This window comes from Roseibium sp., from assembly GCF_050301095.1.
Classification (GTDB): domain Bacteria; phylum Pseudomonadota; class Alphaproteobacteria; order Rhizobiales; family Stappiaceae; genus Roseibium.
On the sequence record NZ_JBNKYW010000021.1, the window covers coordinates 1 to 8083 of the forward strand.

The 8083-nt window shown below is 62.2% G+C and carries 7 protein-coding genes; 2 read left to right on the forward strand and 5 right to left on the reverse strand.

All coding sequences use genetic code 11. The features are described 5' to 3' along the window. Nucleotides 1–210 precede the first annotated feature (210 nt). Nucleotides 211–1020 (forward strand): response regulator, encoded by an 810-nt coding sequence (locus ACQY7U_RS01350; RefSeq protein ID WP_428641199.1) that lies wholly within the window; start codon nucleotides 211–213, stop codon nucleotides 1018–1020. A gap of 196 nt (nucleotides 1021–1216) precedes the next feature. Next, complete coding sequence (locus ACQY7U_RS01355) at nucleotides 1217–2041, forward strand: hypothetical protein (RefSeq protein WP_428641201.1); 825 nt, start codon at nucleotides 1217–1219, stop codon at nucleotides 2039–2041. Between the two features lie 177 nt (nucleotides 2042–2218). Here ACQY7U_RS01355 and ACQY7U_RS01360 read toward each other — a convergent pair whose 3' ends face one another. From ACQY7U_RS01360 to ACQY7U_RS01380, 5 genes are all read right to left on the reverse strand, one after another. Beyond that, entirely contained in the window at nucleotides 2219–3007 is a 789-nt protein-coding gene (locus tag ACQY7U_RS01360; RefSeq protein WP_428641202.1) for a crotonase/enoyl-CoA hydratase family protein, read from the reverse strand. Continuing rightward, nucleotides 3004–3864, reverse strand: a complete 861-nt coding sequence (locus ACQY7U_RS01365; protein ID WP_428641204.1) for a hydroxymethylglutaryl-CoA lyase — start codon at nucleotides 3862–3864, stop codon at nucleotides 3004–3006. Before ACQY7U_RS01365 ends, ACQY7U_RS01360 begins: the two co-directional genes overlap by 4 nt. A gap of 100 nt (nucleotides 3865–3964) precedes the next feature. Further along, nucleotides 3965–5596: an acyl-CoA synthetase gene (locus ACQY7U_RS01370; protein WP_428641206.1), complete on the reverse strand. Its 1632-nt coding sequence runs from the start codon at nucleotides 5594–5596 to the stop codon at nucleotides 3965–3967. Continuing rightward, nucleotides 5583–7580 (reverse strand): acetyl/propionyl/methylcrotonyl-CoA carboxylase subunit alpha, encoded by a 1998-nt coding sequence (locus ACQY7U_RS01375; protein ID WP_428641208.1) that lies wholly within the window; start codon nucleotides 7578–7580, stop codon nucleotides 5583–5585. The genes ACQY7U_RS01370 and ACQY7U_RS01375 overlap by 14 nt, the downstream gene beginning before the upstream one ends. Beyond that, nucleotides 7580–8083 (reverse strand): O-acetyl-ADP-ribose deacetylase (locus ACQY7U_RS01380; protein ID WP_428641210.1); only part of this gene is annotated, 504 nt, incomplete at its 5' end. The genes ACQY7U_RS01380 and ACQY7U_RS01375, both read right to left, overlap by 1 nt.

Sequence of the window (8083 nt, forward strand, 5' to 3'; positions counted from 1 at the left end):
TATGAAAATACATATTCGGATCTTCAAATATATCTTTGTCTATTTCGCGTGAAAATTGGACGGTAACTGAAAATATACATTTCGAAATTTACTATCATTGTAAATTTAACCGAGGCCATTGGTCGAGGCAGCCAGGGGTTCAGACGCCCGAATGAGGGTGAAATGCGCCTGCACCCTGATGCACAGAGGTGATCGAACTTGCTTCACAAGATGATACGCATACTGGTTGCGGACGACAGCGGCGTCGCTCGGGAGGTCGTCAACGACGGCATCAACGTTCACCGTTGCAAGCGCTACATCGAAATCGAGAATGTCGACAATGGCCGGGCGGCCCTCGAGGTTCTGCAGAAGAAACAGATCGACCTGGCCTTCATCGATGTGAACATGCCGGGCCTGGACGGGCCGGAAGTCGTCAAGGCCATGTCCGGGACGAAATCGCGCGATTGCCTCGCGGTGGTGACTTCCAGTCAGCTCGACAACGAGATGGCGGCGTCGCTCAGGCGGTTCGGTGCCTATCACTTCCTGAAAAAGCCCTTCCGGCAGGACGAGGTCTCGGAAATCGTCTCGACCTACATGAAGATGACGACCACCTATCCGATCCTGATCGTCGACGACAGCGCGACCATGCGGAAGCTGACCCGGAAGGTCCTGGAAAGCAGCCGGTTCGATTTCGAGATATCGGAAGCGGACGGTGCGCAGGCGGCGCTCAGGGCGCTGTCGTCCGGCAGGTTCAAGCTGGTCCTGACCGATTTTCACATGCCCGGATGCGACGGCATCGAACTGGCGGGATCCATTCGCTCCCTGTCCAGCAAGATCGGCATCTACATGATGTCCACCAACGACACGACTTATCTGGAGCGCTCCGCGGCCTTCGTCGGCATTTCCGGTTTCCTGAAAAAACCGTTCAATGCGGATGACATCGACACGATCATGCACCAGTTTCTGGAACTGGAAGCACCGAAGTTCGGAAAAGAGCGCGACATGTTCAGTTTTCTGTCGCGTGAAAAGAAAGTGTCCTGACACCACCGCCGTTCTTCCAGGGCTTTGGACCCTCCGGCTTGTCAGTTTTTCCGATCGGGATTTGCCTGAAAGTTACTTTGATTCTGGATTGCCGCAACTGCCGCTTGATTTGGACCGGCTCAATTGATTCAATGGAAGAATCAGTAAGTCTTCCCGAGTTATTTCGATTTCGCTGTTTGGGCGCACGGAGAGCGGCGTGGGTAAAACTGCAAAACTTGAATTTACTCGCCGGCTTATTCCTCTGAGCCTGGGCGTTCTTGCCGTCGTCGGCGGGTATTTCTTCATGTCGGTGCTGAGCAGCCTTCTGTGCCTGGCGGCCGCCGCCGGTATTTACGCCGCCCTGCCCAAACAGCGCGCGCCGTCGGGCGCGGTGACGCCCGTCTCGAAACCCTCGGTGGCCGCGCTTGACCTGACCGGTTTTCTTCTGGGCATCGTGTTCTTTCCGCTTGCCATCATCGGCATGGTAGAGGCTTCCGGCGGGCTGGCGTTCCTGGCCCTGCTCTGCCTGCTGCCCGCCTCCGCCTCCTTTCTCGTCTTTACAGTGGCCGTGCGCCAGGAAACCTCCTGGGTCCGTTTCTTCTCCAACGGATTTGAATTCACCCAGTTCGGTCTGAGGGTTCGTGTGCAATACGAGGAACTTAAGAAGATCGAGGTGCGCCTCTGGCAGGCCGCTGGCTGGGTGGCCCTGTTTCAATCGACCGTCGGATCAATCGGCCGCCGGTCCGCCGTGCTTCTGAATGGTGCGGAGAGCACGAAGACGCTTGTCTTCAAGCGCCGGGACGGCGCGACTTTCACGATGTCTTCCGAGCTCCTTCCGGACCTCCAGCGCATTCTGATCAGTATCGACCGGGCAGGCATTGATCTGCCGGAAGGGATCAGCGAATTCCAGCGCAAGAAAATCCGCGAGCGCCGGGAGCGCATGTACGGCGGCCCGGAAAAAGAGCCGCCCAGGTCGGAGCAGAAGGAAGTCGCCCGCATCGCCGCCCTGATCGAGCATGCGCGCCGCAGCGCCGGCCACTGAGGCGGGCGAAAGTTTTTCGGCTCTGAACGCCCGGCACTGCACACTCAGCCTCATCCTGAGGAGGTGCGGTAGCACCGTCTCGAAGGATGGGGCACTTGCGCTGAAGTCTGCCGCCCATCCTTAGGGACGGACCAAAAGGTCCTCCTCAGGCTGAGGGAGAGGGAATAGTGAAGCGCGTCACCTCACCGTCCAGGCAGGTTTCCGCTTTTCGAAGAAGGCCGAGATGCCTTCCCGGGCGTCCGGGGTTTCCCAGGTGTCCGCAAGACGGCGGATGGTGTCCTCGATAATCTCTTCGGTGATGGCCATGCCGAGCGACCGGGCCAGCGCCTTCGATGCGGCAACGGCTGCGGGGGAGGCAGAGAGATAGGGCTTGATCTCCTGCTCGATCGCTTCGTCCAGGTCGGTTTCCGGAACCACCCGGGCCACCAGGTCGAGGTCCCTTGCTTCCACGGCCCCGAAGATTCTGGCGGACATGAAGACGCGGCGGGCCTTGCCCTCGCCCATTCTGGCGAGCACATAGGGGCTGATCGTTGCCGGGATCAGGCCGAGGCGCACCTCCGTCAGACCGAATTTGGCACTGTCGACCGCCACCACCGTGTCACAGACGCTCATCATGCCGATGCCGCCGCCGAAGGCCTGGCCCTGGACGCGGCCGATCAGCGGTTTCGGCAGTTCGTTGAGGGCTTTCAGCATCGTGGCGAGCTTGCGGGCTTCCGACATGCGGGTTTCGCGGCTGGCCTCGAATTGCTCGCGCATCCAGCCGAGGTCGCCGCCGGCGCAGAAGCTCGCCCCCGCACCCGTCAGGACCACGATGCGGATCCTCGGATCCGCCGCCAGCTGGGCCGCGGCGTCGGTCAGTTCGGCAATCATCCTCGCCGACAGGGAATTGTGCTTTTCGGCCCGGTCCAGGGTCAGCGTCGCGACGCCGCGCTCGTCGGCGGTAATTGAGATCGTCTCAAAACTCATGCGTCAACGCTCCTGAGGCTGCGGGCAAATGCGCTTGCCGCTGACAAGGCGTCGAGATCGATGCCCGTCTCATATCCCTTTTCATTCATCAGTCCGACCACCGCTTCGGTGGCGACATTGCCCTTTGCGCCCGGTGCATAAGGACAGCCGCCGAGGCCGCCGACGGCACTGTCGAAGGTTCTGAGGCCCTTTTCCAGGCTGACTTCGATGTTCTCCAGCGCCCGGCCCTTGGTGTCGTGGTAGTGCCCGGCCAGTTTCTCCGCCGGCACTGCCGTCAGGACGGCATCCAGCATGGCGGCGATGGTCTGCGGCGTGCCCGCGCCGATGGTGTCGCCGAGCGAAATCTCATAGCAGCCAAGCTCAAACAGCTGGGCGGCCACTTCGGCAACCTTTTCGGGCGGAGTCGGGCCGTCATAGGGACAGTCGGTGACGCAGGACACGTAGCCGCGCACGGGGATACCGTCCTCATGCGCCTTTTCCAGGAGCGGCCTGAAGCGCTCTATGCTTTCGGCGACGGAGCAGTTGATGTTCTTTTTCGAGAAGCCCTCCGAGGCCGAGCCGAAGATCGCGACTTCATCCGCCGAGACGCGTTTGGCCGCTGTGTAGCCTTTCACGTTGGGGGTCAGGACCGAATAGACCACGGCCGGATGCCGGTAGATGCCTTCCATCACCTCCTGGGCGTCGGCCATCTGTGGCACCCATTTCGGACTGACGAAGCTGGTGACCTCGATCTTGCGGAAGCCGCATTTCGACAGAAGGTCGACCAGTTCGATCTTCTGCGCCGTCGGCACGAAGAGCTTTTCGTTCTGCAGCCCGTCGCGCGGACCCATTTCGAAGAGGGTGACGAAGTCAGACATGTTGGGGCTCATTGTATTTTGAGAAGACTGGACTCCTGCCTGCGCAGGGATGACGAGGAAATGCCGGGCGCTTGTCCGGAATGACGTATGGAGGAAATCCTCATCCTTCCTGCTCCGCCCTTGCGCGCAACTCACGGCGGATGACCTTGCCCGTCGTCGTCAGGGGCAGGGCGTCGACGAATTCGATCTCGCGCGGGTATTCGTGGGCGGCAAGGCGCGTCTTGACGAAATCGGCGATTTCCTTCGCGAGGTCATCTGACGGGGCAGCGCCCGCCTTCAGCATGATGAAGGCCTTGACGATTTCCGTGCGCTGCGGGTCGGGCTTGCCGACAACACCGGCCATGGCAACCGCCGGATGCTTGATCAGGCAGTCCTCGATTTCACCGGGGCCGATGCGGTAGCCGGACGAGGTGATGACGTCGTCGTCCCGCCCGACGAACCGTATCCAGCCGTCTTCATCCTTCATGCCGGTGTCGCCGGTCAGCAGCCAGTCTCCGGCGAATTTCTTTTCCGTTGCTTCAGGGTTGTTCCAGTAGCCGAGAAACATGACCGGGTCGGGCCGCTTGACCGCGATATTGCCGAGAGTGTCCACCGGCAGCTCCTCGCCGGCATCGCTGACGACGCTGACTAGGTGACCGGGAACAGGCTTGCCCATAATGCCGGGGCGCGCTTCCATGACCTGCGAGCAACTGGAGACGATCATGTTGCATTCGGTCTGGCCGTAGAACTCGTTGATCGTCAGGCCGAAGGTTCTGCGGCCCCAGTCGATCAGTTCGGCGCCGAGGGTTTCGCCGCCCGAGGCGACGGAACGCAGATTGAGCGTCCAGCGTTTTTCAGGTTCTTCCACCTGGCGCATCATCTTCAGCGCGGTCGGCGGCAGGAAGGTGTTGCGGATCTTCTGGTCCTGCAAAAGCTGGAAAGCCGCCTCGGCGGTGAATTTCCGGAAGCGGCAGGCGACCACCGGCACGCCGAGATAAAGCGCCGGCATCAGCACGTCGAGCAGGCCGCCGATCCAGGCCCAGTCGGCCGGCGTCCAGATGCGGTCGCCGGGCTGGCCGAGAAAGTCATGGCTCATCTCCACGCCGGGCAGATGGCCGAGCAGCACCCGGTGTCCGTGAAGGGCGCCCTTGGGCTGGCCGGTGGTGCCGGAGGTGTAGATGATGACCGCCGGATCATCCGGCCCTGTGTCGAAGGGGCGGAACATGTCCTCGTGCCCGGCCATGTGACTGGCGAGATCCAGCGCGCTGCCGTCTTCGCCGTCTATGCAGAAGACGGTGGTGAGCTCGGGCAGGGCGTCCCGCAGTTTCTCCAGCTTGGCGGCACCCGTCCGGTCGGTCACGACGACCTTGGCGCCTGAATCACGCAGCCGGTATTCAAGGGCTTCCTCGCCGAAAAGCGTGAAGAGCGGGATGGTGATCGCGCCGAGTTTCAGCGCGGCGATATGGGCATAGGCGGTTTCCGGGCACTGCGGCAGGAGAACGCCGATCCGGTCGCCCGCCTGCACGCCCCGGCTTGTGAAGAGATTGGCGAGCTGGCTCGACAGGCGCCGGAGATCCGCATAGCTGTAACTGGCCGTGTCGCCGTTTTCCTCCACGAAGACCAGCGCCTCGCGCTCAGGTTCACGGGCGGCCCAGTCGTCGCAGACGGCAACGCCGATGTTGAACCGGTCCGGAATGTCCCAGCCGAACCGGCTGATCAGGTCTTCGTAACTTTCAGCCTCAGGCAGCAGCATCGCTTTCTTCCTCCGCAAGGGCCAGAAGGATGGTGCCGTCAGTGACCTGTTCGCCCTCGGAGACCAGAACCTCGCCAATCACCCCGTCCCGCGGTGCCTTCAGCGTGTGTTCCATCTTCATTGCTTCCAGGATCACCAGCGGCTGCTCCTTGGAAACCGTGTCTCCCGCCTTTGCGGTCAGCACCTTGACGAGGCCCGGCATCGGTGCAACCAGCTGGTCGCCCGCACCGGCGGCTTCCTCATCAGCGCTCAGCGCATCCGGCAGGCTGACCGGGAAGGCATTACCGTTCAGGAACACGGTCAGGCCCTTGCTGCCCTTCACGACGACGGCGCGGGCCCTGTGGCCTTCGCTTTCATAGGTGATGGTGCCGCCGTCCACATTGATCAGGGTATAGTCGCGGATGCCGCCTTTCAGATGCATGGCAAACCGCTGGTGACCGCGAGCATGCACCTCCACGTCCCTGCGCTCCCCGGCGACTTCGAGCAGGGCAAACTGGCGCGAAGCGCTCCAGATCCGCCAGCCTGCGAGCGTCTCGAAGGGATCGTTTCCGGCCGCGGGTCTTGTCAGGCCGAGGGCGGTGAGGGCGGCGAGGGCGACGGCGTCTTCCGGCACTTCCGGTTCCCGGATCAGGCTTTCCAGATCCCGGTCGATCAGGCCGGTGTCGACGTCACCTTTCGCGAAGCCGTCGTGGCGGCAGAGCGCGGCCAGGAAGGCGGCATTGGTGACGCAGCCCGCGACCTCGGTCGCCTCGAGGCTGGCGAGCAGCTTGCCGAGGGCGGCCTCGCGCGTGGGACCATGAACGATCACCTTGGCGATCATCGGATCATAATAGGGTGAGATTTCGTCACCGGAGCGCACGCCGCTGTCGACGCGGGCGCTGTCCTCTGGCAACGCGAGGTGCTCCAGCGTGCCGATGGCGGGCAGGAAGCCTTTCGGTGCGTCTTCCGCGTAGAGCCGCGCCTCGAAGGCCCAGCCGTCAAAGGAAAGCTGCTCCTGGCGCTTCGGCAAGGCTTCTCCGGAGGCAACGCGCAGCTGCCATTCCACCAGGTCCTCGCCGGTGATCATCTCCGTGACAGGGTGTTCCACCTGAAGGCGGGTGTTCATTTCCATGAAATAGAAGCGGTCTGACTTCAGGCCCTCGGAGACATCGGCGATGAATTCGATGGTGCCCGCACCCGAATAGTCAATGGCCCTGGCGGCTGTCACTGCGGCCTCGCCCATGGCGCGGCGCATCTCCTCCGGCATGCCGGGGGCAGGTGCTTCCTCGATCACCTTCTGGTGGCGGCGCTGCAGCGAGCAGTCGCGCTCAAACAGATGGACGGCATTGCCGTGGCTGTCGCCGAAGATCTGGATCTCGATGTGGCGTGGCTTGGTCAGGTATTTTTCGATCAGCACCCGGCCGTCGCCGAAGCTTGCCTCACCCTCACGCTGGGCGCCTTTCAGGGCGTCGGCAAAGTCCTTCGGATCGTCGACGCGGCGCATGCCCTTGCCGCCGCCCCCGGCACGGGCCTTGATCAGTACGGGATAGCCGATCTCGTCAGCCCGGGCCTTCAGGAAGTCCGGGTCCTGGTTGTCGCCATGGTAACCGGGAACGACCGGAACGCCGGCCTTCTCCATCAGGGCCTTGGCGGCATCCTTCAGACCCATCGCGCGGATGGATTTGGCGCTCGGACCGATGAAGGCAATGCCGGCTTTTTCAAGCGCGTCCACGAAGTCCGGATTTTCCGACAGGAAACCATAGCCGGGGTGAACGGCTTCCGCGCCGCTTTTGCGGCAGACCTCGATGATCCGGTCCACCTTCAGATAGCTTTCGGCGACCGGCGCCGGTCCGATGCAGTAGGCCTCGTCCGCCATGGCGACATGCTTGGCTTTTGCATCCGCATCCGAATAGACGGCGACCGTCTTGATGCCGAGCTGTTTTGCGGTTGCCATGACCCGGCAGGCGATCTCGCCACGGTTGGCAATGAGGATTTTCTTGAACATCAGTCTTCCGCCCTCCCAAGCGCGGTAATCAAGTGGGCATGGCTTTCTGCGTTGAAGGCTACGAGTGTGACACGTTCGATTTCGATAAGTTCGGTCAGCATGCGGTTGACGGTGCCGACAGCAATTCCGGCAGCAAGATCGGCGGGATAGCCGTAGATCCCGGTCGAAATCGCCGGGAAAGCGAAGGTTCGGCAGCCGTGTTCATGACCGAGGCGAAGGCTGTTTTCGTAGCAGCTTGCCAGCAGTTCCGGTTCGCCGTCCCGGCCGCCGCGCCAGACGGGGCCGACGGTGTGAATGACGTGCCGGGCGGGAAGGCGGTAGCCTTTGGTGATTTTCGCCTGACCGGTTTTGCAGCCGCCAAGCAGCCGGCACTCCTGCACGAGCTCCGGCCCTGCGGCACGATGGATCGCCCCGTCGACACCGCCCCCGCCCAAAAGGGACGAATTGGCGGCATTGACGATGGCATCGACGTCGAGTTTGGTTATGTCGCCGACAAGGGTTCC

Coding starts and splice junctions, on each gene's coding strand:
- ACQY7U_RS01375 (WP_428641208.1), bottom strand. CDS start 7,580: ATGTTCAAGAAAATCCTCATTGCCAACCGTGGCGAGATCGCCTGCCGG.
- ACQY7U_RS01365 (WP_428641204.1), bottom strand. CDS start 3,864: ATGTCTGACTTCGTCACCCTCTTCGAAATGGGTCCGCGCGACGGGCTG.
- ACQY7U_RS01360 (WP_428641202.1), bottom strand. CDS start 3,007: ATGAGTTTTGAGACGATCTCAATTACCGCCGACGAGCGCGGCGTCGCG.
- ACQY7U_RS01350 (WP_428641199.1), top strand. CDS start 211: ATGATACGCATACTGGTTGCGGACGACAGCGGCGTCGCTCGGGAGGTC.
- ACQY7U_RS01370 (WP_428641206.1), bottom strand. CDS start 5,596: ATGCTGCTGCCTGAGGCTGAAAGTTACGAAGACCTGATCAGCCGGTTC.